The organism is Rhizobium sp. P32RR-XVIII, assembly GCF_012641395.1.
In the GTDB taxonomy this organism is placed as follows: domain Bacteria; phylum Pseudomonadota; class Alphaproteobacteria; order Rhizobiales; family Rhizobiaceae; genus Rhizobium.
In genome coordinates this window covers 340,569-367,538 of record NZ_JABAIH010000002.1, presented here as the reverse complement: position 1 = coordinate 367,538, position 26,970 = coordinate 340,569, and the positions used below count along the sequence as shown (strand labels likewise).

Sequence of the window (26,970 nt, the reverse complement as noted above, 5' to 3'; positions counted from 1 at the left end):
GCTTCAGGCGGCGAGCGCCTGAAGCTGATGCAACGTGCCGTCGCTATAGACGAAGCGCCCGCCGCGGAAGGTCGCGCGGATGCGATGCACATTGCCCGGCTCGACCACGACCAGATCGGCACGCTGGCCGATGGCGACCTCGCCGCGATCCGTCAGACCTGCGGAGCGGGCGGCATTCCGTGTCGCCATCGCGACTGCGACCGGTATTGCGGTGTATTCCGCGATCTTGAAGATGCCGGGGACGAACGCTGCCGGGTGATAATCCGCCGCGATCACCGTCAAAAGGCCGGACTTGGCGGCATCGAGCGCGCTCAGATTGCCGGACATGGACTGGCCGCGAAGCGCATTCGGCGCGCCCATGAGCGTCCAGAGCCCGCGACGCCGGGCCTCCTCGGCCGCCGGCAGCGTGACCGGAAACTCGCTGATCGTCACGCCGAGATCATGCATCTCCGCGACCTTTTCGACGCTGTCATCGTCATGCGACGCAAGCGAAAGCTTCTGCTTCAGCGACAGCGCGACGATTTCCTTCAGCTTTGCTTCGATCTCGGGATTGTTGCGCAAGGCGATGCGCTTGGCGACCATTTCCGCCGCGATCTCCTCGGAGATCGCACGGCGCTCGGCGATGCTCAATATGTAGCTCTGAATGTTGTTGTACTGCCCCTGCCCCGGCGTATGGTCCGTCAGCGAAACCATATCGATCTGGCCGGCTTCGAGGAGTTTTTCGAGGGCGGGCGCGGCCCCCACATTGGTGATTTCGTAGCGGGCATGGACGCGGTGGTCGACCAGCAGATTGTGCTTGAGGCGATTGATCCCTTCGATGACGGCGTTCGTCGTTTCCAGCGATCGGACGTGGCAGTAAACACTTTCGGTCGCGAAGGAAATCGCCGCATAAGCCGTTGTCACGCCTGCCGCCGCGAGCTTCTTGTCCAGCTCGTGAATACCGAAGTCGATCGGCATAATGGCGTTCGGCCGCGGCGCGATTTCACGCTCGATCATGTCGCCATGTAGATCCACGAAACCCGGCATCAGCAACCGGCCCCCGCCATCGATCGCGGCGTTGGCGACTGGCTCGTTCCGTATCTCGGCAATCGCGCCGTCCTCAATGCGCACCGAGCCCTGGCTCACAACTTCTTCGGGCAGAACGAGCGTGAAATTGCTGAGCCACATGACTTTTCTCCTGACGGCATGCGATGATCGGCCAAGCAGCAGCGCATAGGCTTGCTTCGTGACAACGAGATGAATGGAAATGAGCTTTTTTCGGAGTCCACCATCACTTGACCAAGTGGTTGACCAACTTCTGATGGAGACATAACTTATGGGCTGGCTATGGAGTTTGGGCATGACGATCAAAGTGAAAGTTGGAGAGGCGAAAACTCATCTGTCGGACCTGCTGACCAAGGTGGAAGCGGGCGAGGAAATCGTCATCTCACGCGGCAGCCAGCCAGTTGCGCGAATGGTCAAATTCGACGATCGCCGGCTTCGCATGGAAGCCATCCGGTCGCTGCGGGCAGAGCGCGAAGCAAGAGCCGGCGCGACAGCCGCTGAAATCCAGGAATGGCGGCGCGAAGGCCAGCGCTGATGGCCTTCGTCATCGATGCATCCGTCGCCGCCGCCTGGCTTTTGCCAGATGAAACAAACGGCGATGCCGAGAAAGCCCTGTCACTTCTTGAGACCGAGGACGCACTCGTTCCGGACCTTTTCTGGCATGAAATCCGCAACATCCTGATTTCGGCAGAACGCCGGAAGCGCATCAGCGGCGAAGACATACTCGCCTGTCTCATGCGGCTCGACAGCCTGCCCATAGTAACAATTCCCGGCAGCGATCACGTTACGATCATCCGGCTTTCACGCGCCCATCGGCTATCGGCGTACGATGCAGCCTATCTTGCCCTTGCCATTTCCGAAGGCGCACCACTGGCGACCCTTGATGCGCGGCTGATCGAGGCGGCGCGCGCAGAGAAAGTTGCGCTTGCCGCGGGCTAGGTGAGCTTGTCCCTGTTCATCGCCGCCCATTGCAGCAGGATGATCGTTTTCATGTCGCAGATTTCGCCGGTTTCGATCATGGCGATCGCCGTGTCCAGCGGGATTTCCAGCACTTCGATATCCTCGTGCTCGTGGTCCAGGCCGCCGCCATGGGAAACGCGATCGGCGGTATCGATCTGTGCGGCGAAGAAATGCACGACTTCGGTGTTCGAACCGGGCGAGCTGTAGGCCTTGAAGAGAAAATCGACGTCCCGGATGCGGAAACCCGTTTCTTCCACGGCTTCGCGGCGGATCGCGGCTTCCGGCTCCTCGCCGTCCAGGAGCCCGGCCGGTGTCTCGATTATGAAGGCTGGCTCACCGTGAAGGTGGGGCGCCAGACGAAACTGTTTGACGAGGACGACGGTCGAGCGCTTCGGATCGTAGAGCAGGATCGTGGCGGCAGGCGTGCGGTGATAGACTTCGCGGTGGAGGCGATGGGTCTCGCCTTCGGAATCCGTGTAGTCCAGCTCATAGGTGCTGAGGCGTGTCCAGCCTTCCGAGAGCGTCGTTTCCGCGGCGATCTCGGCCTTTGCCTTGGCGAACTTCATCATGCGGCGTCCTTGCGCAGCCAGACCTTATTGTCGTGGACCGCCGCACCGCCATAGGGCGCAACGGGATCGGCGCCGGTCAGCACGTTGATGCCTTCGCCATCGACATGCGCCTTGTTCGGCCACAAGCCTTCGGCGATCAGCACTCCGGGCTTGACCTCTGTGGTAACGCGGGCATGCAGGCGCACTTCGCCGCGCTGGTTTCCGACCTGGACGAGATCGCCGTGAGATACGCCGTTTGCCTCGGCGTCCTCCGGGTTTATCATCAACTCGGGGCGCCCCTCCTTCTGCCGCGAGGTCTTCGTCTCGGCGAAGCTCGAATTCAGGAAGTTGCGCGCCGGCGAGGTTGCCAGCCGGAAGGGGTGGTCGGCATCGGCCACTTCAATGACGTCGACCTGGTTCGGAAAGGTTGGCAGCTCGGAATGCGGGCCGAGCAGGCCTACCGATTTCGGCGGGCGGTTGGGAGCCGGCTGGTTCATCCAGTCCGGCCGGAAGCGGAACTTGCCGTCCGGATGCGCAAAACCATTGAGGTAATGGGCCTCTTCGAAGGCAGGCTGGCGGTCGAACCATTTATGCTCGAGGAAGTGGTCGTAACCCGGCAGGCCGCTCGTCTCTAGAATGCGGTCGACCATTTCCCGTGCGGTAAAGCCGAAGCCGGGCCGATCCGCGACGCCGAGGCGCTTCGCCAGTTCTTCGATGACGAAAAGATTCGTGCGCACGGTCGGCGGCGGTTCGACCAGCTTCGGCCCGAGCAGGATATGGTTCTGCCCGCCGGCGCGGTAGATGTCGTCATGTTCGACGAACATCGTCGCGGGAATGACGATATCGGCCATTTCGGCCGTCTCGGTCATGAACTGCTCGTGCACGGCAATGAAGAGATCGTTGCGGGCGAAGCCCCGCTTCACCCGCCGCTGCTCGGGCGCGATGTTTACCGGATTGGTGTTCTGGATCAGCATGGCGGTGACGGGCCCGCGATGGCGCAACGCCACGGGATCGCCGGTCAGCGCGCGGCCGATCTGCGACTGGTCGAGCATCCGGATATCGGGATCCTTCATCGACCTGCCAGTCAGCTCCGCATTGTTCATGCGGAAGATGCCGCTGTTCGAATGGAAGGCGCCGCCGCCCTCGTATTGCCACGAGCCGAGCACAGTGGCGATCGAAGCCGCGGCATGCATGGCGACCGCGCCGTTGCGCTGACGGGTGAAACCGTAGCCGAGGCGGAAATAGGTTTTCTTCGTCGTGCCGACGAGCCTTGCGAAAGCCTCGATCTCATCGACCGAAAGGCCTGTGATCGCGGCAGCCCATTCCGGCGTCTTCGTCTTGAGGTGTTCTTCGAGGCCTGCCGGGTCGTCGGCATATTTCGCCATATAGGCCCGGTCGGCATAGCCGTCGCGGAAGGCGACGTGCATGACGGCGCAGGCGAGCGCGGCATCGGTGCCGGGCCTGACTGTCAGCGCCATGTCGGCCTGCTTCATCGTCGGATTGTCGTAGATGTCGATGACAACGATCTTGGCGCCCCGTTCCTTGCGGGACTTGATTGCATGCGTCATCACGTTCACCTGGGTCGAGACCGCATTGGTGCCCCAGATGACGACGCAGTCGGTGCGGCCCATTTCGCGCGGATCGGGGCCGCGGAGCGCGCCCGTCGCCATGGTGAAGCCGGTCCAGGCCGGGTTGGTGCAGATGGAATCGAAGAAGCCGGAATAGCGCTTGGCATGGCGCAGGCGATCGATGCTGTCACGCTGCACCAAGCCCATCGTGCCCGCATAGTAGTAAGGCCAGATAGCCTCGCTGCCGTCCTTCACTTCCGCCTTCACGAAGGCCTCGGCGATCTCGTCCAGAGCCTCATCCCACGAAACCTGCTGCCAGCGCCCCTCGCCTTTCACCCCGATACGGCGCAGAGGATGCATCAGCCGGTCCGGATGATAGAGACGCTCGGCATAGCGCGCGACCTTGGCGCAGATGACGCCCGACGTATAGCTGTGATCGTTCGCGCCGCGCACCCGGCCGATGCGGCCGTCTTCCGTGATGTCCACCTCCAGCGCGCAGGTGGAGGGACAGTCGTGCGGACAGGCGCTGTGGCCGATTCTTGATTTGGCGTGAGTGGGGGTCGCAATGTTCATGTGATTTCTATATGCCAAGCGGCAACCGGCCAAAAGCCGGAAAAAGCGCCGATCAGGCGAATTCATACAGGCATCAACGACCATGAATTACCGCCACATCTATCATGCGGGCAACTTTGCCGATGTGCTGAAACACGCCGTTCTGGCGCGCCTTATCCGCTATCTGCAGAAAAAAGATGCGGCTTTCCGTGTGCTCGATACGCATGCAGGCATCGGGCTCTACGATCTCTCCTCCGAAGAGGCGCAGAAAACCGGTGAATGGCGCGACGGCATCGGCAAGATCATGGAAGCTGAACTTGCGCCTCAGGTCGCCGGTTTGCTGGAGCCGTATCTTACGGTAATCCGCGAACTCAATCCGGATGGCGAAATCCGCTTCTATCCCGGTTCGCCGAAGCTTTCGCGCATGCTCTTCCGCCCGCAGGACCGGCTTTCGGCGATGGAATTGCATCCGGAAGACTACGCCCGCCTTCACCGGCTGTTCGAAGGCGATCACCACGCCCGCATCACCGAACTCGACGGCTGGCTGGCGCTCGGCGCGCATCTGCCGCCGAAGGAAAAGCGCGGCCTCGTCCTCGTCGACCCGCCCTTCGAGGAAGACGGCGAATATGCCCGGCTGGTCGAGGGCCTGGTGAAAGCCTATCGCCGCTTTCCGGGCGGCACCTATTGCCTGTGGTACCCGCTGAAGAAGGCCGTGCCCATCAAAGAGTTTCACGAATCGCTGCAGGCGACTGACATTCCGAAGATGCTGTGCGCCGAACTCAGCGTGCGCAGCGACCGCGAGATTACCGGCCTCACCGGGTCCGGCCTCATCATCGTCAATCCGCCGTTCACGCTGAAGGACGAGTTGCACGCGCTGCTGCCGGCGCTCAAGGACCATCTGGCGCAGGATCGCTTCGCCTCCCAACGCGCCTTCTGGCTGCGCGGCGAAGCGAAGGCGACAAAGGCTGATTGACCGCTTGCCGCGCGTGCGAAATAGTCCGCGCCGCAACTGCATTCCTTAAGGTGAAAATATGAAACTTCTTTGCTCCCCAGCGTCGCCTTTTTCCAGCAAGGTGCGTATGGCCGCGCGCTATCTGGAATTGGACGTCACCGAGATCAGGGTGGACACCAATGCCGGCCCGGCGATTCTCGTCGACAACAACCCGCTCGGCAAAATCCCCACGCTTCTGACGGACGACGGGCTCTCGGTCTTCGACAGCGTGGCGATCATGCATTATTTCGACCGGCTCAAGAAGGGGAAGCTCTATCCTTCCAACAACGGCAAGCGAACCCAGGCCGAGATTCTGGAGTCACTCTGCGATGGGATCTGCGACAGCCTGCTGGCGATCGTCTACGAGCGGCGCTTCCGCGACGAGGAGAAAGTCCACCAGCCCTGGATCGATCGCCAGTGGAAAAAGGTCGTCAGCGGTTTGCACCACATCAGCGCGCACCCGCCGAAAATCGGCAAGAAGCCGAACGGCGGCCACTTCGCCCTTGCCGCAACGATCGGCTATCTGGGCCTGCGCTTCAAAGGGCAATGGGAAGCCGAGCACCCCGAGTTAATCGACTGGGCAAGCAAGTTCGAAAAGAAGTTCCCTGCCTACGGGGAAATCAAGCCGCAGGGCTAAAATACAAAAGCCGGGCATGAGACCCGGCTTTTTCAAAGTGTTTTCGGCGGACTTAGAACTTGACGCCGATACCAACCTTGACGCTGTGTTCGTCATAGCCGCGAGAAACGCTCGTCGGACCGAGATCGAAGTCCTTGTCCTGGTAATCGCTGAAGCGATATTCGACGCGTGCGGTAATGTTGTTCGTCACCATTGCTTCGGCACCTGCGCCGACCGTGTAGCCGTAGGCCGTCTTGCTGTCGGAATCCCCGAAGCCGCTGACCTTGTTGTTCGCCGCAGCGACACCAGCCGTTGCATAGAGCAGGAACGGATTGAGGTCGTAGCCGACGCGGCCGCGAACGGAGCCGTTGAAACGATTCTTGTTGGTGACGCCGCCCGAGGTGCTGTCGAGACCCGAATAACCCAGATCAGCTTCGACACCATAGACGATCTGGCCGCTCTGCCAGTTGTAGCCGGTGTAAAGCTGGCCGCCGAGCGCATAACCGTCACTGTTGTGCGCGAAGTGGCCGACATTGTAAGTGCCCGCGCCGCCGAGATAGAAGCCTTCCCAATTGCCGGCGGGCGTGACCGGCTCATTCTGAGCAACCGGAGCTTCCGGGATCTGTTCGACCGCGTCTGCAGCATTGGCGGCGGAAACGCCGGCGATCACGAAGACGGACGCCATCAGGCTAGCAACAAATGTACGCATACTTAATTCTCCTTTCGCTCCCGCGCTCTTCGTGAACTGTCCTACATCGAAGCATTCGCGAGAAATTACTAGATGTCCCTCTCGGATCAGCCTCGAAGGTGGAGCTCAATTGCGGATTTGAAAGAGCCAAACTGTGAAATGATTGTGGCGGACACGTGGCTGAAATTCGATGTTGCTATGTCGCAACAGACTATTTATTAACCATAATCGTGCAGCTCGCTAATGAATACTCATATTAGCAACTTCTTTTCTTAAATAATACATAGAATAAGCTGAAGAAACAAAGGCGGCAATCATGCCTATTTATATAATTTGTCTCGGCGACTATATAGAGCGCACTGAGATTTGCAGGACCAAAAGGCACGCTTTTGAAAGAGAAAAGACTTAAGGCGGCACTCGTAACAGGGGCGGCCAGAAGAATAGGCCGGGCGATTGTCGAGGATTTGGCGGAAAGCGGTTTTGCGCTTGCGATTCATGCCAATGGCTCCATCGGCGAGGCCGAGGCAGTTGCGGCAGAATTGCGGCAGAAGGGCCATCGGGCGATTTCGATCCGCGCCGATTTGTGCGACGTGGATGACACCGCGCAGTTGATTAAGCGGGTGAACGCCGAGCTCGGGCCGCTCGATTTGCTGGTCAACAACGCCTCTGTCTTCCACGACGATTCTGCGCGCAGTTTCGACGCGGCAATCTGGGAAGAGCACTTCGCGCTGCATGTTCGCGCCCCCTCGATTCTCGCGGCAGGCTTTGCGGCGCAACTGCCCGAAGAGACGGACGGACTGATCGTCAATATCATCGACCAGCGCGTCTGGGCGCTGCGGCCCAGCTTTTATTCCTACACGCTATCAAAATCGGCCTTGTGGACGGCGACGCAGACCTTGGCGCAGGCGCTCGCGCCGCGCATCCGCGTCAACGCCGTTGGTCCCGGTCCCTCGATACCGAGCGAGCGGCAGTCGCAAGAAGACTTCCAAGCGCAGGTTTCAGCGCTTATCCTAAAGCGAGGGCCGAAGCTCGAGGAATTCGGCAGGACGATTCGCTTCCTCTACGATACGCCCTCGATCACCGGTCAGATGATTGCCCTCGACGGCGGCCAGCACCTTGCCTGGCAGACGCCTGATGTGGCGGAGATTACGGAATGAACGGACGGAAGCTGCCCGACGGCGGTATTCTTTATGACGAAACGGAAGACAGCGAAGACGATATCGAGGTGGAAAGCGATGCTTCCGCCTCGCCGCTTCCGTCTGCGATCGACTGGAACGAAGGCGGCGGCAACGAAAGCGGGCTGCGCGGTGCGGAACTGATCGGCGAGTTCGTCAAGCGGTTGCCGAACAGCCCTGGCGTCTACCGCATGTTCAATGCCGACGGCGATGTGCTTTATGTCGGCAAAGCCCGCAGCCTCAAGAAGCGCGTCGGCAACTATGCGATGGGCCGCGTCCATTCCAATCGGCTGGCGCAGATGGTGCGGCTGACGGCAAATATGGAATTCGTGACGACGCGCACGGAGACGGAAGCGCTGCTTCTGGAAGCGAATCTTATCAAGCGTTTGCGGCCGCGCTTTAACGTGCTTTTACGCGACGACAAGTCGTTTCCTTATATCCTCATTACGGGCGATCATCGCGCCCCGGCGATCTTCAAGCACCGCGGCGCCCGTGCCCGCAAGGGCGACTATTTCGGTCCCTTCGCCTCCGCCGGCGCAGTGGGCCGCACGATCAACTCGCTGCAGCGCGCCTTCCTCATCCGCACCTGCACGGACAGCGTCTTCGAGACGCGCACGCGCCCCTGCCTGCTCTACCAGATCAAGCGTTGTTCGGGCCCCTGCACCCATGAGGTCAGCGACGAGGGATATGCGGAGCTGGTACAGGAGGCGAAAGACTTCCTTTCCGGCAAGAGCCAGAAGGTGAAGGCGCAAATGGCGAAGGCCATGAACGCCGCCGCCGAGGACCTCGATTTCGAGCGCGCCGCGATCTATCGCGACCGCCTTGCGGCACTGTCGCATGTCCAGAGCCATCAAGGCATCAATCCCGCAGGCGTCGAGGAGGCGGACGTCTTCGCCATCCATCACGAAGGCGGGGTTTCCTGCATCCAGGTGTTCTTCTTCCGCACAGGGCAGAACTGGGGCAACCGTGCCTATTTCCCGAAGGCCGATCCGCAGCTTTCAAGCGCCGAGGTTCTGAGTGCCTTCCTTGCCCAGTTCTATGACGACAAACCGGTGCCGAAGCAGATCATGCTCTCGGAAACGGTCGAGGAAATGGAATTGCTGGCGGCAGCGCTTGGCGAAAAGGCGGGGCATAAAGTCTCGATCCTTGTGCCCCGGCGAGGCGAAAAACGCGATCTCGTCGACCACGTTGTCGCCAACGCCCGCGAGGCGCATGGCCGCAAACTGGCGGAGACCGCTTCGCAATCCCGGCTGCTCGGCGGCCTCAAAGCCACCTTCAACCTTGCCTATGTGCCGCAGCGGATCGAGATCTACGACAACTCGCACATCATGGGCACGAATGCAGTTGGCGGCATGGTCGTCGCAGGGCCGGAAGGCTTCGTGAAGAACCAGTATCGCAAGTTCAATATCAAATCGACCGACATCACGCCGGGAGACGATTTCGGCATGATGCGCGAGGTGATGACGCGGCGCTTTTCACGGCTGATCAAGGAAGAAGGCATTCCCGACCGGACGCAAGTCGTCTCGGGCACGGAGACTGCGGACATGCCCTTCCCTGCCTGGCCGGACGTCATCCTCATCGACGGCGGGCAAGGGCAGATGACGGCGGTGCGCGCAATCCTCGATGAGCTCGGCATAACCGATAGCGTGACGGCCATCGGCGTCGCCAAGGGCGTCGACCGCGAGGCGGGGCGTGAGCGGTTCTTTCCGCCGGGAGGCGAAAGCTTCACGCTGCCGCCGCGCGATCCCGTGCTTTATTTCATCCAGCGCATGCGAGACGAAGCTCACCGCTTTGCAATCGGCTCGCATCGCGCGCGCCGCAAAAAGGAAATGATCAAGAACCCGCTTGACGAGATCGGCGGCATCGGACCGTCGCGCAAGCGGGCGCTGCTTCAGCACTTCGGCACCGCGAAGGCCGTCTCGCGCGCCGCACTTTCCGATCTTATGACGGTCGACGGTATTTCCGAAACGGTCGCAAAGCAGGTCTATAACCATTTTCACGACGATGCCGCGAAATAGGCGGCTGCGGTCGCAAATTCCACGCAAATGCGGCGGAAAAGCAGAAAGAATGTTGACGATCTGCCCTCCGCACCCTCATCTACGGGCGTATAAATTCAGAGAACGGTTTCATGGCTTCGCGCGCATATAGCATCCCCAATTTGCTCACCTATGGCCGCATTCTCGCGGTGCCATTGATCGTCCTCTGCTTCTTTATCGAGGGACGACTCGCGATCAGCAACACGGCGCGATGGGTTGCGCTTTGGATCTTCATCATCGCCTCACTCACTGATTTCCTGGACGGCTATCTGGCGCGCATCTGGAACCAGACCTCGAATATCGGCCGCATGCTGGACCCGATCGCGGACAAGCTTCTGGTCGCCTCCATCCTGCTGTTGGTTGCCGCGGATCAGACGATCGCCGGCTGGTCGATCTGGGCGGCAATCACCATCCTCTGCCGCGAAATCCTCGTTTCGGGCCTGCGCGAATATCTCGCCGCGCTCAAGGTCAGCGTACCCGTCACGCGGATCGCCAAATGGAAGACGACGGTACAGTTGGTGGCGATCGCGTTTCTGCTCGCAGGGCCTGCGGGCGACGAGATATTCCCCTTTACCACCCAGACCGGCATTGGCCTTTTGTGGATCGCCGCCCTACTGACGATCTACACCGGCTATGACTATTTCCGCGCCGGTCTCAAGCACATCGTGGATAATGAATAATGACGCATCTCGTCTATTTCGCCTGGGTGCGGGAACGGATCGGCAAGAGCGAGGAAGACATCGCGCTTCCCTCTTCCGTCATCACCGTTGCCGATCTTCTTAATCATTTGAAGACGCTGGGCGAGGAATATGAGACAGCGCTTCAGCATGAGAACGTCATTCGCGTTGCGCTCGATCAGGAACATGTCGACCATGACGAACCGATCGGTGACGCCCGGGAGATCGGCATCTTTCCGCCGATGACGGGGGGGTGAGACAATGAACGTAGCGCCAGTCAGCCCCCCTCTGCCCTGCCGGGCATCTCCCCCACAGGTGGGGAGATTGGCTGGTCGCACCGGTCTCCCCAAACAATCAGCACCTCAGCCAGAACAAACGATGGAGAGGCGGGAAAGCAGTGCCGCTTGTGATCTCCCCACCTGTGGGGGAGATGGCCGGCAGGCCAGAGGGGGGCGGACACGGAACATCCTATCGCCATCCTTCGCAAGGACATCAGCGCAATGGCGGGTGCCATGACCATCACTCCCACCATCCGCGTCCAACGCGAAGACTTCGACCTGCAGACGGAGATCGACCGGCTCACCAAGGGCAGGTCCGGCATCGGCGCGGTCGTGACCTTTTCGGGCCTTTGCCGCGACGAAGGCGGCAAGCTCGCTGCACTCGAACTCGAGCATTATCCGGGCATGGCCGAGGCGGAGATGAGCCGTATCGCCAACTTGGCGATCGAGCGTTTCAAGCTGCTTGGCCTCACCGCGATCCACCGCTTCGGAAAAATCGCGCCCAGAGAGAATATCGTTCTGGTGATTGCCGCCGCGCCGCACAGGCAGGCGGCATTCGATGGCGCCAACTTCGTCATGGACTACCTGAAGACCTCTGCGCCTTTCTGGAAAAAAGAGCATGGCACGGACGGCGCGGCAGGCGATTGGGTCGCCGCCAAGGATGCGGACGATACCGCGCGCGACAAGTGGAAATGACTAATTAAGGAATCGCGCGCTCCCGCCTGCTCAGCACCAGCAGGAAGACGAGCAGCGAGAAGATGACGAAATCCCGCCAGAGGTAGGGGCCATAAGCCGTCCACAGGGTTTCGGCAAGACCGATACCCGCCGCGCCGCCTGCGGATTTCAGCGGATCCGAATAGCCGCCGGCTGCGGCGATCAGCAGGATCTTGAGGCCGAACAGCAGGCCTGCGCCAAAATTCATCGAACCGTAGTAGAAGGTCGTCAGGATGCCACAGCATGTGGCGAAGAAGACGGCGGCGACGTACGCAACCAGAAAGACGCGGCTTGCGCTGATGCCGCAGAGTTCGGCGGCCAGCGGATCGTCCGTCACCGCGCGCCAGATACGCCCCCAGGCGCTGCGCCGCAGGACAAGAGTGCCGATGGCGATCAATGCGCACATCAAGCCCGTGTTGATGAGCTGGATATAGGTCAGCGTCACCTTGAACGACGCGTCGCTCCAGAAAACCACGGTGCCGTTGAGAAACGGCGACAGCCAGAGTTCGCGCGTGTCCGACGCCAGGCGCGCCGTCTCCATGAGAAGGATCGTCACGCCAAGGGCCGCGACGATAACCGCGTTCGGCGAGCGGCTCACCAGCGGCTGTATCACCGAGCGGCCGATCCACAGACCGGCAACCAGCGAATAGACGAACGACATGAGGGCGCCGATCGCAAGCGACGCGGGCAGGACGAGCCAGAGGCGGTTATAGGCGAAATCGGTAAAGAGCAGCAGGATCTGTCCCGCAAAGGCAAAGACCGCACCATAGGTAATGTCGGCGCGCTTGGTAACGCCAAAGGCAAGCGCATAGCCGAAAGCAAGCGCGGCATAAAGCGCTGCCAACGGCACCGCGTTTGCCAATTGCTGCAGGAGATAGCCCATCAACGAACTCCGGATCGCTTGCAAAATAATAACTAGCAAAAATCGTTTTACCAGTTATATTTTCTCCATGAGCTTTACCTGGACTGCACATCGTTTTTCCGGCGGCGCATTAGCGCTGGACGTGGCCAACAGCGTCATTCTGCGGCATGATGAGGGGCGCAGCATCGACCGCTTTGCAGCGGATGAACAACTGGAGCGTTTTCCGGAAGCGGCTGCAGAATTCTGCGCCGAACGCGACCTCTTCGGCGAGGTGCTGCCGGTAGCGCCGGAGAACAGGCCCGGTTTCATTGCCCTGCGCGAAGCGACGGACCGCTATTTCCGGCAGCGCGTGGTGAACGGCAACGACGATGGCCTTCTTGCAGAGCTGCTTGAGAAACTTGCCGAGACGCTGCGAAATGCACGGCCTAACGGGCTCGATGCCGCCACTGCGCAGTCGGTCCTTCGGCTGATAGCGATGCCCGATCCGGAGCGCATGAAGATATGCCGCAATTGCGGCTGGCTGTTCATCGATCGCAGCAAGAACAAAAGCCGCGCCTGGTGCGATATGGCGGTCTGCGGCAACCGCGCCAAGGCCAACAGGCACTACCGAAAGAAGAAGGAGGAGGACGCCATATGAAGGCGAAAGCGAAGACGATCGCGGCTCTGATAGCGGGCATGGCGCTGCTTGCCGCCTGCACGCGCGAAATGGAAAAGATGGTCGAGGTGAGCGGCCATATCTTCGTGTTCAACTATCGCGTCGCAAGCGCGACTTATCTTGTCACATTGCGCAAAACCTCGCCGATCCCCGAGGGCGCCGTCGCGGTTGCCGAATTCGAGAACCCGGCGGGCGGCGATCCGATCGTGATCAGGGAGAAGATCTTTCCGGCATGGGACAAGATCACGCTCCAGAGCCCGAACATCCACTGCGTCCGCAAGGACCGCCCCTATTCCGTGCAAATCCGGCTGGTGGATGCAGGGGGCCAGACACTGCAGGAATTGAAGACGCAACTGGTTTCGGATGTCGATCAATCGATCTTGCCGAGCAAGCCGCTGGTCGTCGGACCGCTCTATACGCAAAACCCGGATGTCTTTAAGCCGGATGGAACGGCCGACTTCAGCAATACGGACAAGTGCCCTGCGTAGTTTGAACGGTATGGTTTCGCTGACGCGTCGCGTAACCCCCTCATCCGACCCTTCGGGCCACCTTCTCCCCAGGGGGAGAAGGGGACAGAGGAGTTGCCGCAAAATCCCTTCTCCCCGCCGGGGAGAAGGTGCCGGCAGGCGGATGAGGGGGCCGCCCGAGCATACAAAAAGCCGGAGCGAAGCCCCGGCTTTCAGAGTCATTTCAGCGATTTCAGCCCCTCGGCTGAAATTCCGATTCAGCCGACGATTTCCGTGTCGGAGAACCAGTACTTGATTTCCTGGACAGCCGTTTCCGGAGCGTCGGAGCCGTGAACGGAGTTTTCGCCGATCGAAAGAGCGTGGACCTTGCGGATCGTGCCTTCGTCGGCGTTTGCCGGGTTCGTTGCGCCCATGATTTCGCGGTTCTTGAGGATGGCGTTCTCGCCTTCGAGAACCTGAACGACCGTCGGGCCGGAGGTCATGGTCTCAACGAGTTCGCCGAAGAACGGGCGCTCCTTGTGAACGGCGTAGAAGCCTTCAGCTTCGCGCTTGCTCATCCAGACGCGCTTGGAGGCGATGACGCTCAGGCCGGCATCTTCCAGCATCTTGGTGATGGCACCCGTCAGGTTGCGCTTCGTTGCATCCGGCTTGATCATCGAAAAGGTGCGTTCAATCGCCATTGGGGTCAAATCCTCTGTTTCTCGGAGAAAAGTGGGCGGTCTTTACCCGCCCCCAGCCCCGAAAACAAGGGGCAAGCGCCAATTTCACGCCGCTGTCACAGTGCGTCCCCTGCCCTCATGCAGGTCAAGACCGCGCTCGAACCAGCGCATAATCGGGTCATCGGCTGATAGCATCGACAGCCGGGTTGTGACCTGCCTTTCGCGAAGAGTTTGGATCGCATTTCACAACAGATTGTCGCGGACGATCAAAATCAGGAATACCCATGGCCGTCATCGTTTAGAGCATGGCCGCTTCAAGGTTGTATTAACTGCACTTCAGCACTTCATAATAAATCCAATCAATACCGCTGAAAATTCAAGTTATTTTAAAATCTTTGAATGCATAACGCTACGACAGCCGCGGCCGGACAGGGCTGACGCAGCGAGGGACGGTTATGCAGAATGCAACCAGAAACGCAGTGCAGAACGAGGGCGCGCGCCCCGCTCCTGCCACTGAGGCGCAAAAAATCGCGCAGCATATGGCGCGGCTTAACATCGCGAGCCTGCCGCGAAATTACGAACTTTTCTATGAAGCGGTCGCCGGTCACAATGCAGCGCTCGCCAGCGACATTGCCGCGCTCGGCTCCCATCCGCAGCAGGCGAAGCTCGATGCGCTCGGCCTGCAACATCGTCTCGTCAGCCATTGCGGGATTGCCGCAGAAGCCGTCGGCAGCGAAGCGGGCAAGCTGCTGCTCGAAGCCGCAGAACATCTTTCCGAAAGCCTCCAGCAGAAACGCTCTTTTTCACGCGCCGCTGAAGCCCTGCTGCAGTCGATTTCCGGCAGTGGCGACCGGGGTATTGGATCTCTTATAAGCGAGATGGAATATCTCGCGGCGTCGCTTAAGAGCGTCCTTTCCTCCGAAACCGAACTCGAAGCAAAGCTGAAAGCCGCTGCCGAGCGGATCGAGACGCTGGAGCGCGGAATGGCCGCCGCGCAATCGGCATCGGTGACCGATGCGCTAACCGGCCTGCCAAACCGCATCGCGCTGACCAAGGCAATCAACGACCTTTACGAGCGCGAAGAAGGTGCGGCGGGCAGTGCCTTGATCATGGTCGATATCGACGATTTCAAGCAGGTGAACCAGAAATACGGCCTGCCGGCCGGGAACAAGCTGATCAAGAAGCTCGGCGGCCTCTTCCGCAAGTCCATCAAGAAGAACGATCTCGTCTCGCGCATCGAAGGCGACGAGTTCGGCTTCCTCTTTGCCAACGTCGGCATGCGCGATGCTGTGGCGATTGCCGAGCGACTGCGCAATTCGGTGGAAGACAACATGGTCTTCGCGACTCCCGAAGGCGGGCCGGGCAAGCTTACCATTTCGCTTGGCATCGCGCTGAGTTCCGATGCGGCGACGCCAGCGCAGCTTCAGGCCAATGCCCGCGTCGCTCTTCTTGCCGCCCAATCCAATCGCCGCCAGCCGGTGCAGGCTTTCGGGCGCTAGCCATCGTCCGAGCGCTCTTGCCTTGATCGCGCGTTTCGGCCAAAACGCCGCGCATGATCACGATTACCGATATCTCTGCGCGCATAGCCGGGCGCCTTCTCCTCGATAATGCCAGCGTAACGCTCCCGGCGGGAACGAAGGCCGGCCTTGTCGGGCGCAACGGCGCGGGCAAATCCACGCTCTTCAGGATCATCACCGGCGATCTCGGTGCAGAGTCCGGTTCGGTTTCCATTCCGAAGAATGCCCGCATCGGCCAGGTGGCGCAGGAAGCTCCGGGCACGGAGGATTCGCTGATCGAAATCGTGCTCTCCGCCGATAGGGAGCGCGCCGCGCTGCTTGCCGAATCCCACACGGCGACCGATCCTCACCGCATCGCCGAAATCCAGATGCGCTTGGTCGATATCGACGCGCATTCGGCCGAGGCGCGAGCCGCGAGCATTCTCGCGGGTCTCGGTTTCGACCGGGACGCCCAGCAGCGTCCGGCGTCCTCCTTTTCCGGCGGCTGGCGCATGCGCGTGGCTCTGGCATCGGTGCTGTTTGCCGAGCCGGACCTGCTGCTCCTCGACGAGCCGACGAACTATCTCGACCTCGAAGGCACGCTCTGGCTGGAAGACTATGTGCGGCGCTACCCGCATACGGTCATCGTCATCAGCCACGACCGCGACCTTCTGAACAACGCCGTCAATTCGATCATCCATCTCGACCAGAAGAAACTGACCTTCTATCGCGGCGGCTACGACCAGTTCGAGCGCCAGAAGGCGGAGGCCGACGAGCTGCAGATGAAGGCGAAGGCGAAGAACGATGCGGCGCGCAAACACCTGCAGAGCTTCATCGACCGTTTTAAGGCCAAGGCGTCCAAGGCACGCCAGGCGCAGAGCCGCGTCAAGGCGCTCGAGCGCATGGGCACCGTCGCTGCGGTGATCGAAGATCACGTGCAGCCGATCACCTTCCCCGAGCCGGAAAAACAGCCCGCCTCGCCGATCGTGGCGATCCAGGGCGGCGCGGTCGGCTATGAGCCGGGCAAGCCGATCCTCAAGAGCATCAGTCTTCGGATCGACAACGACGATCGCATCGCGCTGCTCGGCTCCAACGGCAACGGCAAATCAACCTTCGCGAAGTTCATCGCCGGCCGGCTCTCGGCCGAAAGGGGCGAAATCAAACTCGCACCGAACCTGAAGATCGGCTTTTTCGCCCAGCACCAGCTCGACGACCTCGTCCCGACCGAGACACCGGTCGAGCATGTGCGCCGGCTGACGCCGACCGAACCCGAAGCAAAGGTGCGTGCCCGCGTCGCGCAGATGGGGCTCGCGACGGAAAAGATGTCGACCGCTGCCAAGGATCTTTCCGGTGGCGAGAAGGCGCGTCTGTTGATGGGGCTTGCTGCCTTCCACGCGCCGAACCTTCTGATCCTTGACGAGCCCACCAACCACCTCGACATCGACAGCCGCCGGGCGCTGATCGAGGCCCTCAACGACTACGAGGGCGCCGTCATTCTCATCTCGCACGACCGCCATCTCATCGAGGCGACGGTCGATCGCCTCTGGCTGGTCAACAACGGCACGGTTTCGAATTTCGAAGGCGACCTGGAGGACTATCGCAACATCGTCGTTTCCTCCGGCAAGAAGAAGGACGAAAAGCCCGAGCCGGGTGAAGAAGCTTCCTCCAAGGCCGATCAGCGCAAGGCGAATGCCGGCAAGCGTGCCTCGCTTGCGCCCCTCAAGAAAAAGATCAACGAAATCGAATCCTTGACGGCAAAGCTCGAGAAACAGATTCAAGCCCTCGATGCGGAGCTTGCCGATCCGGCCCTTTACGAAAAGACGCCGGCGAAGGCGACGGAGAAGGCCAGGCAGCGCGCCGAGGTGGCAGCGAAGCTCACTACGGCCGAGGAACAGTGGCTCGAGCTTTCGACCGAATACGAGGACGCCATGGCGGGCTAGCGAGTCCGCTTGCGTACAGGAAATATCCCAACTGGTCGAAGCAACGTCGTTCAAGACGTGACAACGCCGCTTGCCCGGCGGTAACATTCTGATAAAACACCGCGCAATAAATCATACTTTTGAGCGAAACACCGAACGCGAGCTTTATCCCATGTCACCCATCAATCTCGCCATCGTCGGCGTCGGCAAGATCGTCCGCGACCAGCACCTTCCCTCGATCGCCAAGAACCCGGACTTCAAGCTCATCGCGACGGCGAGCCGCCATGGCACGGTCGAAGGTATCCCAAGCTTTACCAGCATCGAGGCCATGCTGGACGCCGTGCCGGCGATCGACGCCGTATCGCTGTGCATGCCGCCGCAGTATCGCTACGAGGCTGCCCATAAGGCGCTTTCCGCCGGCAAGCATGTCTTCCTCGAAAAGCCGCCGGGGGCCACATTGAGCGAGGTCGCCGACCTCGAAGCGCTGGCAGCCAAAAAGGGTCTTTCGCTTTTTGCAAGCTGGCACTCGCGCTACGCCGCCGCTGTCGAGGCTGCAAAAGCCTTCCTGGCGTCGACGACGATCAAAAGTGTTCACGTCATCTGGAAGGAAGACGTGCGCCACTGGCATCCGAACCAGGATTGGATCTGGCAGGCAGGCGGCCTCGGCGTTTTCGATCCCGGCATCAATGCGCTGTCGATCGTCACCCATATCCTGCCCAAGGCGATCTTCCTGACAGGCGCGACGCTGGAATTCCCGGAAAACCGGGACGCGCCGATTGCCGCCGATCTGCACTTCAAGAATTCAGATGATGTCCCTGTTCGCGCCGAATTCGACTGGCGCCAGACCGGCAAGCAGAGCTGGGATATCATTGCTGAGACGGCAGCCGGAACAATGGAGCTTGCGGAAGGCGGCTCGAAGCTTTCCGTCAATGGCGAGCTGAAATTCTCCGCGCCGGAAGAGGAATATCCGCAGCTCTACCGGCGCTTTGCGGAAATCGTCAAGGCGGGAAAATCCGACGTCGATCTCGCGCCGCTCCGCCATGTCGCCGACGCCTTCATGCTCGGCAAGCGGAAGTTTGTCGAAGCCTTCCACGACTGAGCCTAAAAAAGCGGCGATCAAATGATGAGTCAGGAGGGTGGACATGGCCGAGAACAAACCGGAGATGACCGCCCTCCTCAAGGAAGTCGCCGAGAGCCCGAAGCGCGACAACAGCGCCTACCACGCAGCGATAGCCGAAGCCCGTCAGGCATTTGAGACGGCCGAGGGCGCGCTGGGCGGTCGGGTCAAGGTGAAGACCAAAGCCAAGCTCAAACGCAATGGGGATTATGTTGTGAAGTGGACGTTCAAGCGCGCCGACTGACATTTGAGCGGACGGTCAGGCAACAAAGATCGGCCCGCAGGCTCAGGCCTTCTTCTCCCAGCGTCCCTCCGGGGTCTGCTGCCAATAGGTGAGACTGTGCCCCTCGCCTTTCAGCTTCTTCCACTGGGAGCGGGCGCCTTCGAGCTGTTCCTGGTCGTATCCATCGAACATGAAGACGATGCGGTCATAGGCGTCGACCGGCGGCGGCTCAGCGCCGTCAACAATAAAACGCACAGTCGCGGCATTGGCATTTCCGGCGGATGCCGTGAGCAGCACCGGCTGGTCTTCGGCAAGTTCTGCCTCGTCCGTGCCGTGCGGCAGAAAGCTGTCTTCACGGAAAGTCCAGAGATGCGCGTCAAGCGCATCCCTTCGAGCCGCTTCCTGCACCTGGATCGCAACACGCCAACCCCGCTCGACGCTCTTGTCGACGAGCGGGGGCAGCGCGTCCTCCAGCTTGGATTCGGTCAGGTGATAGAACAGGACTTCCGTCATCTCGGCGATCAGGCTTCGTACTTGTCGCGTACCAAGCGGTCCAGCAGGCGAACGCCGAAGCCGGAGGCCCAGGACTGGTTGATCTCATCCTGCGGCGACCCGATTGCGGTACCGGCGATATCGAGATGTGCCCAGGGCGTCTCCTGCACGAAGCGCTTGAGGAAGTGCGCAGCCGTGATCGAACCCGCGTAACGGCCGCCAGTGTTTTTCATGTCGGCGAATTTGCTGTCGATCATCTTATCGTATTCCTTGCCGAGCGGCATGCGCCAGACCCTCTCACTTGTGGAGGTGCCGGCCGCCGTCAGCTGCCCGGCCAGCTCATCGTCGTTCGAGAACAGACCGGCATGGACATTGCCGAGCGCTACCATGATCGCACCCGTCAGCGTCGCAAGATTGATCATGAACTTCGGCTTGAAGCGGTCGTTGCAATACCAAAGCGCGTCGCACAGCACGAGACGGCCCTCGGCGTCGGTATTGATGACCTCGATCGTCTGGCCCGACATCGAGGTGACGATATCCCCCGGGCGCTGAGCATTGCCATCCGGCATGTTTTCGACGAGACCGATGATGCCGACGGCGTTGACAGCAGCCTTGCGCGCGGCAAGCACATGCATGAGGCCTGTGACGGCGGCAGCACCACCCATATCGCCCTTCATGTCTTCCATGCCTGCAGCCGGCTTGATGGAGATGCCGCCGGTATCAAAGACGACCCCCTTGCCGATAAAGGCGACCGGCTTGTCCTTGGCCTTACCGCCCTTCCACTGCATGACGGCAAGGCGCGGCGGGCGGGCGGAACCCTGGGCGACGCCGAGCAACGCACCCATGCCGAGACGCTTCATCTCGCGCTCGGTCAGGATTTCGACCTCGACGCCGAGCTTTTCCAATTCCTTTGCCTTTGCGGCGAACTCGACCGGACCGAGGACATTCGGCGGCTCATTGACGAGATCGCGGGCCAGGTTGACACCATCGGCGACAACCTCGGAATCTGCAAAGGCCTTCTTCGCACCGCCCGCGTCATTGGTAACAATGGTTACCTTGACTGTCTTGCCGTTTGCCGCGTCGTCGTCATCGCCCTTCTTCGTCTTGTAATTGTCAAAATTGTAGGCCCGCAGCAGCATTCCGAGCGCGAAATCCGCAGCAGTCTTTCCGTCGACGGTAACGCCTGGGGCATCAACGAAGATGGTTGCCTTATCAACACCCTTGACCTTCGAGGCAGCCGTGCCGCCTGCCTTCAGCCAGTCATGAGCCGCAAGCTCTGCGGCCTTGCCGAGACCGACGACGACGATGCGATCGGCGTGAGAGCCTTCAGGGGCGACAAGATCAAGCGCGCTCATCGATTTGGCGGTGAATTTCGCAATTTTCGCAGCCTTGGCAATGATGCCCGCCGGGTCGGCAATTTCAGCTCCCGCCGCCAAATCGGACTCGCTGGCTTTCAAAAGAATTGTCAATCCGCCGCGGATCTGCGCCGACTTTGAAAATGAAATATCGAATTTGGCTGACATGTTTTCTCCATTCGGATTCTGCAGAATCCTATCCGGCGCGATAATTTCGGGTTTTAGCGCCTAAAACAAGGCTTGATCACGAGGCATGGACAAATCCGCTGTGCCGAGTCAAAAAGCCAGCGCCTCGATGCAGCGCAGCAAAACCATGAAAAGAAGTCCAACGTGAAGTCCGCTACCGAAAACCAGCTATCAAGGCCTAAAATTCGCCTTCCCAGGACGGCGGCCGGTAGTTTCGTTGCCCTCTTCTCTCTCTGGTGGGTACTGCTTGTCGTATTTCATGCCTTCCCGCAGATCGACATCGCCGCGTCCCGGTATTTCTTCGTTGTTGATACCTGCAAGAGCTCCAATGCCGCCGCGCAGATCTGCGGGCACTTCCCCTCCCGCCAGACGGCATTTCTGGATATCCTCAGAACAATCTTCTTCCGGCTGCCCTATGTCGTCGCGGTCGGGATGCTTATCATGCTGATTGCATGTTACGGACATCACGGCGCGACGTTCAACGCGCTTCGGGCTCGGAACCTCAAAATCGCTCTGACGTCTCTGCTGTTGGGGCCGGGCCTGATCGTGAACCTCATACTCAAAGAGCATTCGGGCCGGCCGAGGCCTATCAGCACACTCGACTTCGGCGGCACACTCGATTTCATACAGGCCGGATCCTTTGCCGGAAAATGCCTGTCGAACTGCTCGTTTGTCTCTGGAGAGGCAGCAAGCGCCGGCTGGCTCCTCTGCCTCCTCGTGCTGATACCGCAGCCGGCACGAACCGGGCTCTTTCTGCCGATTTTGGCAATCTCGATTCTCACGCCGCTGATGCGGCTGGCCTTCGGCGCGCACTTCCTGTCGGATGTCGTGCTCGGTTGGCTGCTGGCTGTGGTTGTTTTCGCTGGCGTCTTTGCGCTAGCCGATTCATCACACCGCGCAAAAAATTCTGAAATTTGAATGAAATTATGACGGCTGGTTGTCGCAAAAGCGCGGCAAAGAGCTTAGATGGTTCCAGCTGCGGTGCGTCCGCATCGCTTGTGTGTTCAAGGGCCGGCATGAAACTACTAGAGATCTACATATTGCGGCGCGTCGGCCAGATGTTCCTCGTAGCGCTCCTTCCGGTACTCGCTATCATCTGGACCACCCAAGTGCTGCAACGCATCAACCTGGTCACAGATAGCGGCCAGTCGATCGGCTCGTTCGCCATGCTTGCGACATTCATCCTGCCGTCGATCATTCCCATCGTGCTGCCGTTCGCCCTCGTGATCGGCGTCACACAAACGCTGACGACGATGAACAATGATTCGGAACTGGCCGTCATCGACGCGGCCGGCGCCAAGAGGGACGTGATCATCCGCCCGATCCTCGTGCTCGCGGCGCTCATCAGCGTGTTCTCCTTCCTGGTCGACAACGTCGTTGAACCGAAAGCAAAGACCGCCGGACGCCAGATGATTGCAGCGGCCTACGCCGATCTTCTGTCCACCGTCATGGAAGAAAAGAACTTCCGCAAGATCGATGATGGGCTGTACGTGCAGATTTCGGAGCGGCTGGCTGGCCGCGTCCTGAAGGGCCTGTTCGTCGTCGACGAGCGTGATCCGACCGCCGATATGATTTACTATGCACGCGAAGGTGCCGTCGACGAAAAGGGTACGTCGCTCATCATGCGTGACGGCGAGGTTCAGCGCAAACTCCACGACGGCAATGTCTCCATCATCAGATTCGACTCGTACTCCTTCGACCTGTCCGATCTGACCGAGAACCGCGGTCAGGCCACGCTGCGCGCCAGCGACCGCGACCTGGCTTTCCTGTTCAACCCGGATCCGACAGACAAAGACTATATTTCGAAGCCGGGATCATACCGCGCCGAACTCCACCGGCGGCTTACGGATTGGGTTCTGCCTTTCGTCTTCGCGCTTATTTCGCTGGCTATTGCGGGCGACGCACGTTCGCATCGCGAGGCGCGCCTGCATCCGATGGTAGCGGCTCTCACCTTTGCATTTGCATTGCGCTGGGCGTCCTTCTACGCAGCGAACCAGATCGATACCGATCCCTCATACATCGGCGTTCTCTATGCGATTCCGATCGTGAGCTCCGGGTTAGCGATCCTCTCGTTCAGCCTGCACAAGCGTCTTTCTGTTCCGGCTGCTGTGAGCGAGCGCGCGGCCGGCATGTGGCAGAAGATCGAACGGCTGCTGCCATCTGCAGCTCAAGGCAAGACACCCGGAGGGCGCTCATGATTTTCGGCACTCTGGGGCGCTATTTCTTGCGCCGGTATATCGCGATTGCGATCTGGTTCTTCCTCGGTGTGATCTCGATCGTCTTCCTCATTGATTTCAGCGAAACGGCGGGACGAATGTCGGGCCTGCCCGGCTATACCGTCACCGGCGGCCTGCTGATGACGGCCGTCCGCCTGCCGCTCATCATCCAGCAGACGATCCCATTCATTGCGCTTTTCGTCGGAATGACGGTGCTGATCGGCTTAAACCGCAAGTATGAGCTGGTGGTGGCGCGGGCGGCCGGCATTTCGGTTTGGCAGTTCATGTCTCCGTTCGTGCTTGGCGCCTTCCTACTCGGCGTCCTGACGATGACCGTCATCAACCCGCTGGCGGCCTGGGGACAGCGGCAGGCAGCTTTGGTCGAAACCGACTGGCGCGGCCAGGAAAAAGCGTCGAGCAGCAAATCGCAGATCCCATGGATCCGCCAGATCAGCGGAAAAGATGATGTCATAATCGGAGCGCGCACGATTCAAGAGAACGGAACGCTGCTGATCGATGCGGTTTTGATTCACTTCGATTCGAGCGGACACGTCATTCTGCGTCAGGATGCAGCATCGGCGAAATTGGAAGATGGTTACTGGCTTCTTAAGAACGTTGTCGAACGCCGGCCGGGCGAAATCGCCCTTCGCAAGGAAACCGTCGAACTTCGCACCAATTTGAAGCAGGATTTCGTGCGGGAGCGCCTGACGGCGCCCGAAACCATTGCTTTTTTTGATCTTTCCCATCGAATAGCGATCGCCAAATCCTTTGGCATACCGACGAAGGCGCTGGAGACGCAATTCCACTCATTGTTGTCCCAACCGTTGCTGCTTGTCGCAATGACTCTCATTGCTGCAACAGTGTCTCTAAAATTTAGCCGGTTCAACCAGTCGAGGTCGGTGATTCTGGGTGGAATCCTTTCAGGCTTCGTGCTTTATGTGGTCACGGCGCTTGTTAGAGCGTTTGGAAGCAGCGGAGTCGTGCCGCCTTTCGTGGCGGCTTGGATTCCTGTAGTCGTCGCGTTGGCTCTCGGCGCAACGATTCTGCTTCATCAGGAGGACGGCTAGTGGCGGCAGGCGACCGCAAGACTTTTAGTAAACAGATGGTTGCCCTGCTGGCCGGGGCGACTCTGGTTAGCTATTCGGGAACCATTCCTGCCGCCTTCGCGCAACAGAGCACGACGGTGGGAAGGCTGCAGCCGAAGATCGATCCCAACGCGAAAATGATCCTTTCGGCCAATGAGCTGGTCTACAACAGAGACCAGCAGATCGTTTCGGCCGTCGGAGGCGTGCAGATCAATTACGCCGGCTACAAAATGGTGGCCCAGCGCGTAGAATACAACCAGAAGACGCGCCGGATGATGGCGATCGGCAATGTCGAGCTGATCAGCCCCGATGGCAACCGCATGTATTCCGACAAGGTCGACGTGACCGACGACTTTGCTCAGGGTTTCGTCAGCGCGTTGCGCATCGAGACCACGGACAATACGCGCATCGCGGCCGAAAGCGGCCAGCGCGTCGATAGCAATTTGATGATCCTCAACAGGGGCGTCTATACGGCGTGCCTTCCCTGCGCCGAACACCCTGAGCGACCACCTTTCTGGCAGGTCAAGGCCGAGCGCGTTATTCAGAACGGCGAGAAGCATACGATCCGTCTGGAAAGAGCGCGTCTTGAGCTGCTTGGCAAGCCGATCGCCTTTGTTCCCTGGATCGAGGTTCCGGACCAGACCGTCAAACGCAAGTCCGGATTCCTGTTCCCGACGTTCAGTACGTCGCAGAATCTCGGATTCGGGGTTACTGTTCCATACTATTACGTTTTCTCGCCGAGCATGGACGCAACGGTTAGCGGCACCGGCTATACGAATCAGGGCTTCCTCCTGGACACCGAGTTCCGTCAGCGGTTTGAAAACGGTACCCACACGCTGCGCGTTGCAGGCATAAATCAGCTGAGCCCCGAAAGCTTCAGTGAGGGCACAAGCGACAACGAGGCTGATGCTCGCGGAATGGTGGGGTCCAAAGCAGAGTTTAGGATCAATCCTCGCTGGACATTCGGCTGGGATGTCATGGTTCAGAGCGACAATAATTTCTCGCGCACCTATGAACTCAAAGGCTTTGATCAATCGACCCATACCAATCAGGTTTATTTGACAGGTCTTGGCAAGCGGAATTACTTCGACATCCGGTCGTTCTATTTCGACGTGCAGGATGCCGATCCGGACAGCGAGCAGGAAAAGCAACAAGCGATCGTCTACCCAGTGATAGACTATCATGCGGTCGCTCCGCAGCCGCTCGCAGGCGGCGAGCTCTCACTCGACGTCAACTTCACAAATCTCTCGCGCACGCACGACAGCTTTTTCGACAACCCCGTGGGCGACAATCGCTTTCCGGGTCTCAAGGGCCAGACGTCCCGCCTGACCGGCGAATTGGAATGGAAGCGTACTTTCGTGACTCCTCAGGGCGTCCTTCTTACGCCCCTGCTTGCAGCACGCGGCGATGCGCTCGCGCTCAACATGGACGATCCGAACTCGCTCGCACCTTACGACGGCAATTTTGAGGACGGCGACGCCGCAACGCGCGGGATGGTCACTGCCGGATTGGAAGCGCGGTATCCGATCCTGATGACGACGGCCAACAGCACGCATGTGATTGAACCGATTGCACAGATCTACGCGCGTCCCGACGAGCCTCTGGCCGGCGCCCTCCCGAATGACGACGCGCAGAGCTTCGTGTTTGACGCGACGACACTCTTCGAGCGCGACAAGTACTCGGGCTATGATCGCATCGAGGGCGGAACGCGCGCCAATATCGGCTTCCAGTACACTGGCACGTTCGATAACGGCTACAAGCTTCACGGCATTTTCGGTCAGTCCTATCAGCTTGCCGGTCAGAATTCGTTTGACACGGCCGACCTCGTCAATGCCGGCGCCAATTCCGGTCTGGAGACGACAAGTTCCGACTATGTCGGCCTAGGCGGCATCGAGACGCCGCAGGGTCTTTCCTTCGCCGCCTCCTACCGCCTGGATGAGAAGGATCTGACTTTCCGCCGCGGCGATCTAACGACGGGTTTTCAGAACGATACGTTCCAGAGCCAGCTTCTTTACACCCATGTTGGCGCCCAACCGGACTATGGGTTTGACGAAGACCAAGACGAGATCCAGGCCAAGGGAAGGATCAAGTTCAGGGATTATTGGTCCGTCTTCGGCGGCATCGCCTGGGACCTCAACAACGATGTCCTGACCAGAAAGACGCTCGGTCTTTCCTACGAAGACGAGTGCACGATCTTCACAATCGCCTATACTTCGAAACGCGACACTTCCGACGAATCGGCAAGCGACTGGAGCATCGGCGCCAGACTTACGTTCCGCACCCTGGGCGATGTGAATATCGGAGAGTTTAACGATTTCCGCAGCAACATCTATAACAATTGAACGCGATATTGAGCGGCGAAAGAAAGGGAGCCTTTCTTTCGCCGTAACA

The 26,970-nt window shown here is 59.8% G+C and carries 27 protein-coding genes and 1 pseudogene; 19 read left to right on the top strand and 9 right to left on the bottom strand.

What is annotated here, in order from left to right; genetic code table 11:
* Positions 1-3: 3 nt before the first annotated feature.
* The gene (locus HGP14_RS06820) at positions 4-1,167 is read right to left on the bottom strand and encodes an alpha-D-ribose 1-methylphosphonate 5-triphosphate diphosphatase (RefSeq protein ID WP_168829105.1); all 1,164 of its coding nucleotides are present in this window, start codon (positions 1,165-1,167) and stop codon (positions 4-6) included.
* 172 nt (positions 1,168-1,339) lie between these two features.
* Here HGP14_RS06820 and HGP14_RS06815 point away from each other — a divergent pair, with 172 nt between their 5' ends.
* Together HGP14_RS06815 and HGP14_RS06810 are read left to right on the top strand one after the other, a co-directional pair.
* Positions 1,340-1,579 carry a type II toxin-antitoxin system Phd/YefM family antitoxin gene (locus tag HGP14_RS06815; protein ID WP_168829104.1) on the top strand — a complete coding sequence of 80 codons (240 nt, stop codon included), beginning with the start codon at positions 1,340-1,342 and terminating at the stop codon, positions 1,577-1,579.
* The gene (locus HGP14_RS06810; RefSeq protein ID WP_168829103.1) at positions 1,579-1,983 is read left to right on the top strand and encodes a type II toxin-antitoxin system VapC family toxin; all 405 of its coding nucleotides are present in this window, start codon (positions 1,579-1,581) and stop codon (positions 1,981-1,983) included. Before HGP14_RS06815 ends, HGP14_RS06810 begins: the two co-directional genes overlap by 1 nt.
* Here the strand turns inward: HGP14_RS06810 and HGP14_RS06805 are convergent.
* Positions 1,980-2,573, bottom strand: a complete 594-nt coding sequence (locus tag HGP14_RS06805) for an NUDIX domain-containing protein (protein ID WP_168829102.1) — start codon at positions 2,571-2,573, stop codon at positions 1,980-1,982. The two genes, HGP14_RS06810 and HGP14_RS06805, sit on opposite strands and share 4 nt — an antisense overlap.
* Positions 2,570-4,693: a molybdopterin-dependent oxidoreductase gene (locus tag HGP14_RS06800; RefSeq protein WP_409527063.1), complete on the bottom strand. Its 2,124-nt coding sequence runs from the start codon at positions 4,691-4,693 to the stop codon at positions 2,570-2,572. The genes HGP14_RS06805 and HGP14_RS06800 overlap by 4 nt, the downstream gene beginning before the upstream one ends.
* A gap of 82 nt (positions 4,694-4,775) precedes the next feature.
* Here HGP14_RS06800 and HGP14_RS06795 point away from each other — a divergent pair, with 82 nt between their 5' ends.
* Together HGP14_RS06795 and HGP14_RS06790 are read left to right on the top strand one after the other, a co-directional pair.
* On the top strand, positions 4,776-5,645 hold the full coding sequence (locus HGP14_RS06795; RefSeq protein WP_168829100.1) for a 23S rRNA (adenine(2030)-N(6))-methyltransferase RlmJ: 870 nt from the start codon (positions 4,776-4,778) through the stop codon (positions 5,643-5,645).
* A 58-nt stretch (positions 5,646-5,703) separates the two neighbouring features.
* On the top strand, positions 5,704-6,300 hold the full coding sequence (locus HGP14_RS06790; RefSeq protein ID WP_168829099.1) for a glutathione S-transferase: 597 nt from the start codon (positions 5,704-5,706) through the stop codon (positions 6,298-6,300).
* Positions 6,301-6,352: 52 nt separating this feature from the next.
* On the opposite strand, the gene HGP14_RS06785 is transcribed toward HGP14_RS06790, so the two are convergent.
* Positions 6,353-6,988 carry an outer membrane protein gene (locus HGP14_RS06785; protein WP_168829098.1) on the bottom strand — a complete coding sequence of 212 codons (636 nt, stop codon included), beginning with the start codon at positions 6,986-6,988 and terminating at the stop codon, positions 6,353-6,355.
* A 368-nt stretch (positions 6,989-7,356) separates the two neighbouring features.
* Here HGP14_RS06785 and HGP14_RS06780 point away from each other — a divergent pair, with 368 nt between their 5' ends.
* The 5 genes from HGP14_RS06780 (at position 7,357) to HGP14_RS06760 (ending at position 11,829) form a co-directional block, all read left to right on the top strand.
* Positions 7,357-8,124 carry an SDR family oxidoreductase gene (locus tag HGP14_RS06780; RefSeq protein ID WP_168829097.1) on the top strand — a complete coding sequence of 256 codons (768 nt, stop codon included), beginning with the start codon at positions 7,357-7,359 and terminating at the stop codon, positions 8,122-8,124.
* On the top strand, positions 8,121-10,160 hold the full coding sequence (gene uvrC / locus HGP14_RS06775; protein ID WP_168829096.1) for an excinuclease ABC subunit UvrC: 2,040 nt from the start codon (positions 8,121-8,123) through the stop codon (positions 10,158-10,160). The genes HGP14_RS06780 and uvrC overlap by 4 nt, the downstream gene beginning before the upstream one ends.
* Positions 10,161-10,270: 110 nt before the next feature.
* On the top strand, positions 10,271-10,858 hold the full coding sequence (gene pgsA / locus HGP14_RS06770; protein WP_168829095.1) for a CDP-diacylglycerol--glycerol-3-phosphate 3-phosphatidyltransferase: 588 nt from the start codon (positions 10,271-10,273) through the stop codon (positions 10,856-10,858).
* A complete protein-coding gene (gene moaD, locus HGP14_RS06765; protein WP_168829094.1) occupies positions 10,858-11,112 on the top strand; it encodes a molybdopterin converting factor subunit 1 in 255 nt (84 codons plus the stop codon). Before pgsA ends, moaD begins: the two co-directional genes overlap by 1 nt.
* Positions 11,113-11,367: 255 nt before the next feature.
* Positions 11,368-11,829 (top strand): molybdenum cofactor biosynthesis protein MoaE, encoded by a 462-nt coding sequence (locus tag HGP14_RS06760; protein ID WP_168829093.1) that lies wholly within the window; start codon positions 11,368-11,370, stop codon positions 11,827-11,829.
* Between the two features lie 4 nt (positions 11,830-11,833).
* On the opposite strand, the gene HGP14_RS06755 is transcribed toward HGP14_RS06760, so the two are convergent.
* The gene (locus HGP14_RS06755) at positions 11,834-12,730 is read right to left on the bottom strand and encodes a branched-chain amino acid ABC transporter permease (protein WP_168829092.1); all 897 of its coding nucleotides are present in this window, start codon (positions 12,728-12,730) and stop codon (positions 11,834-11,836) included.
* A 67-nt stretch (positions 12,731-12,797) separates the two neighbouring features.
* Between HGP14_RS06755 and HGP14_RS06750 the strand changes: the two genes are divergently transcribed.
* On the top strand, positions 12,798-13,346 hold the full coding sequence (locus HGP14_RS06750; protein ID WP_168829091.1) for a CGNR zinc finger domain-containing protein: 549 nt from the start codon (positions 12,798-12,800) through the stop codon (positions 13,344-13,346).
* Positions 13,343-13,852, top strand: coding sequence for a hypothetical protein (locus HGP14_RS06745; protein ID WP_168829090.1), 510 nt, complete (start codon positions 13,343-13,345; stop codon positions 13,850-13,852). The genes HGP14_RS06750 and HGP14_RS06745 overlap by 4 nt, the downstream gene beginning before the upstream one ends.
* 236 nt (positions 13,853-14,088) lie before the next feature.
* On the opposite strand, the gene ndk is transcribed toward HGP14_RS06745, so the two are convergent.
* Positions 14,089-14,511 (bottom strand): nucleoside-diphosphate kinase, encoded by a 423-nt coding sequence (gene ndk, locus HGP14_RS06740; RefSeq protein ID WP_168829089.1) that lies wholly within the window; start codon positions 14,509-14,511, stop codon positions 14,089-14,091.
* Between the two features lie 84 nt (positions 14,512-14,595).
* Positions 14,596-14,730 (bottom strand): annotated as a pseudogene (locus tag HGP14_RS36625) (glutathione S-transferase family protein); the annotation flags it as partial.
* 215 nt (positions 14,731-14,945) lie between these two features.
* Here HGP14_RS36625 and HGP14_RS06730 point away from each other — a divergent pair.
* From HGP14_RS06730 to HGP14_RS06715, 4 genes are all read left to right on the top strand, one after another.
* Complete coding sequence (locus tag HGP14_RS06730) at positions 14,946-15,989, top strand: diguanylate cyclase (RefSeq protein WP_168829088.1); 1,044 nt, start codon at positions 14,946-14,948, stop codon at positions 15,987-15,989.
* 53 nt (positions 15,990-16,042) lie between these two features.
* A complete protein-coding gene (locus tag HGP14_RS06725; RefSeq protein ID WP_168829087.1) occupies positions 16,043-17,926 on the top strand; it encodes an ABC-F family ATP-binding cassette domain-containing protein in 1,884 nt (627 codons plus the stop codon).
* 151 nt (positions 17,927-18,077) lie between these two features.
* Positions 18,078-19,004 carry a Gfo/Idh/MocA family protein gene (locus HGP14_RS06720; RefSeq protein WP_168829086.1) on the top strand — a complete coding sequence of 309 codons (927 nt, stop codon included), beginning with the start codon at positions 18,078-18,080 and terminating at the stop codon, positions 19,002-19,004.
* 43 nt (positions 19,005-19,047) lie between these two features.
* Positions 19,048-19,266, top strand: coding sequence for a hypothetical protein (locus tag HGP14_RS06715; protein WP_168829085.1), 219 nt, complete (start codon positions 19,048-19,050; stop codon positions 19,264-19,266).
* A 42-nt stretch (positions 19,267-19,308) separates the two neighbouring features.
* Here HGP14_RS06715 and HGP14_RS06710 read toward each other — a convergent pair whose 3' ends face one another.
* Positions 19,309-19,758 carry a DNA polymerase III subunit chi gene (locus HGP14_RS06710; protein ID WP_168829084.1) on the bottom strand — a complete coding sequence of 150 codons (450 nt, stop codon included), beginning with the start codon at positions 19,756-19,758 and terminating at the stop codon, positions 19,309-19,311.
* 8 nt (positions 19,759-19,766) lie between these two features.
* Positions 19,767-21,260 carry a leucyl aminopeptidase gene (locus HGP14_RS06705; RefSeq protein ID WP_168829083.1) on the bottom strand — a complete coding sequence of 498 codons (1,494 nt, stop codon included), beginning with the start codon at positions 21,258-21,260 and terminating at the stop codon, positions 19,767-19,769.
* A 162-nt stretch (positions 21,261-21,422) separates the two neighbouring features.
* On the opposite strand from HGP14_RS06705, the gene HGP14_RS06700 reads away from it, so the two are divergent.
* The 4 genes from HGP14_RS06700 to HGP14_RS06685 all read left to right on the top strand — a co-directional run bounded on the left by HGP14_RS06700 (position 21,423) and on the right by HGP14_RS06685 (position 26,921).
* Complete coding sequence (locus HGP14_RS06700) at positions 21,423-22,196, top strand: phosphatase PAP2 family protein (RefSeq protein WP_168829082.1); 774 nt, start codon at positions 21,423-21,425, stop codon at positions 22,194-22,196.
* A gap of 98 nt (positions 22,197-22,294) precedes the next feature.
* The gene (locus tag HGP14_RS06695; RefSeq protein WP_168829081.1) at positions 22,295-23,476 is read left to right on the top strand and encodes an LptF/LptG family permease; all 1,182 of its coding nucleotides are present in this window, start codon (positions 22,295-22,297) and stop codon (positions 23,474-23,476) included.
* Entirely contained in the window at positions 23,473-24,561 is a 1,089-nt protein-coding gene (lptG, locus tag HGP14_RS06690; RefSeq protein ID WP_168829080.1) for an LPS export ABC transporter permease LptG, read from the top strand. Before HGP14_RS06695 ends, lptG begins: the two co-directional genes overlap by 4 nt.
* Positions 24,561-26,921 (top strand): LPS-assembly protein LptD, encoded by a 2,361-nt coding sequence (locus tag HGP14_RS06685; protein WP_168829079.1) that lies wholly within the window; start codon positions 24,561-24,563, stop codon positions 26,919-26,921. The genes lptG and HGP14_RS06685 overlap by 1 nt, the downstream gene beginning before the upstream one ends.
* Positions 26,922-26,970: the final 49 nt, after the last annotated feature.

Excerpts from the sequence above, each read along its gene's own strand:
- HGP14_RS06705 (WP_168829083.1), bottom strand. The coding sequence starts at position 21,260 with ATGTCAGCCAAATTCGATATTTCATTTTCAAAGTCGGCGCAGATCCGC.
- HGP14_RS06805 (WP_168829102.1), bottom strand. The coding sequence starts at position 2,573 with ATGATGAAGTTCGCCAAGGCAAAGGCCGAGATCGCCGCGGAAACGACG.
- HGP14_RS06710 (WP_168829084.1), bottom strand. The coding sequence starts at position 19,758 with ATGACGGAAGTCCTGTTCTATCACCTGACCGAATCCAAGCTGGAGGAC.
- HGP14_RS06715 (WP_168829085.1), top strand. The coding sequence starts at position 19,048 with ATGGCCGAGAACAAACCGGAGATGACCGCCCTCCTCAAGGAAGTCGCC.
- HGP14_RS06815 (WP_168829104.1), top strand. The coding sequence starts at position 1,340 with ATGACGATCAAAGTGAAAGTTGGAGAGGCGAAAACTCATCTGTCGGAC.
- HGP14_RS06755 (WP_168829092.1), bottom strand. The coding sequence starts at position 12,730 with ATGGGCTATCTCCTGCAGCAATTGGCAAACGCGGTGCCGTTGGCAGCG.
- HGP14_RS06730 (WP_168829088.1), top strand. The coding sequence starts at position 14,946 with ATGCAGAATGCAACCAGAAACGCAGTGCAGAACGAGGGCGCGCGCCCC.
- HGP14_RS06720 (WP_168829086.1), top strand. The coding sequence starts at position 18,078 with ATGTCACCCATCAATCTCGCCATCGTCGGCGTCGGCAAGATCGTCCGC.
- HGP14_RS06785 (WP_168829098.1), bottom strand. The coding sequence starts at position 6,988 with ATGCGTACATTTGTTGCTAGCCTGATGGCGTCCGTCTTCGTGATCGCC.
- HGP14_RS06745 (WP_168829090.1), top strand. The coding sequence starts at position 13,343 with ATGAAGGCGAAAGCGAAGACGATCGCGGCTCTGATAGCGGGCATGGCG.
- HGP14_RS06760 (WP_168829093.1), top strand. The coding sequence starts at position 11,368 with ATGACCATCACTCCCACCATCCGCGTCCAACGCGAAGACTTCGACCTG.
- HGP14_RS06695 (WP_168829081.1), top strand. The coding sequence starts at position 22,295 with ATGAAACTACTAGAGATCTACATATTGCGGCGCGTCGGCCAGATGTTC.
- pgsA (WP_168829095.1), top strand. The coding sequence starts at position 10,271 with ATGGCTTCGCGCGCATATAGCATCCCCAATTTGCTCACCTATGGCCGC.
- HGP14_RS06725 (WP_168829087.1), top strand. The coding sequence starts at position 16,043 with ATGATCACGATTACCGATATCTCTGCGCGCATAGCCGGGCGCCTTCTC.
- moaD (WP_168829094.1), top strand. The coding sequence starts at position 10,858 with ATGACGCATCTCGTCTATTTCGCCTGGGTGCGGGAACGGATCGGCAAG.
- HGP14_RS06800 (WP_409527063.1), bottom strand. The coding sequence starts at position 4,693 with ATGAACATTGCGACCCCCACTCACGCCAAATCAAGAATCGGCCACAGC.
- HGP14_RS06750 (WP_168829091.1), top strand. The coding sequence starts at position 12,798 with ATGAGCTTTACCTGGACTGCACATCGTTTTTCCGGCGGCGCATTAGCG.
- lptG (WP_168829080.1), top strand. The coding sequence starts at position 23,473 with ATGATTTTCGGCACTCTGGGGCGCTATTTCTTGCGCCGGTATATCGCG.
- ndk (WP_168829089.1), bottom strand. The coding sequence starts at position 14,511 with ATGGCGATTGAACGCACCTTTTCGATGATCAAGCCGGATGCAACGAAG.
- HGP14_RS06820 (WP_168829105.1), bottom strand. The coding sequence starts at position 1,167 with ATGTGGCTCAGCAATTTCACGCTCGTTCTGCCCGAAGAAGTTGTGAGC.
- uvrC (WP_168829096.1), top strand. The coding sequence starts at position 8,121 with ATGAACGGACGGAAGCTGCCCGACGGCGGTATTCTTTATGACGAAACG.
- HGP14_RS06795 (WP_168829100.1), top strand. The coding sequence starts at position 4,776 with ATGAATTACCGCCACATCTATCATGCGGGCAACTTTGCCGATGTGCTG.
- HGP14_RS06810 (WP_168829103.1), top strand. The coding sequence starts at position 1,579 with ATGGCCTTCGTCATCGATGCATCCGTCGCCGCCGCCTGGCTTTTGCCA.
- HGP14_RS06790 (WP_168829099.1), top strand. The coding sequence starts at position 5,704 with ATGAAACTTCTTTGCTCCCCAGCGTCGCCTTTTTCCAGCAAGGTGCGT.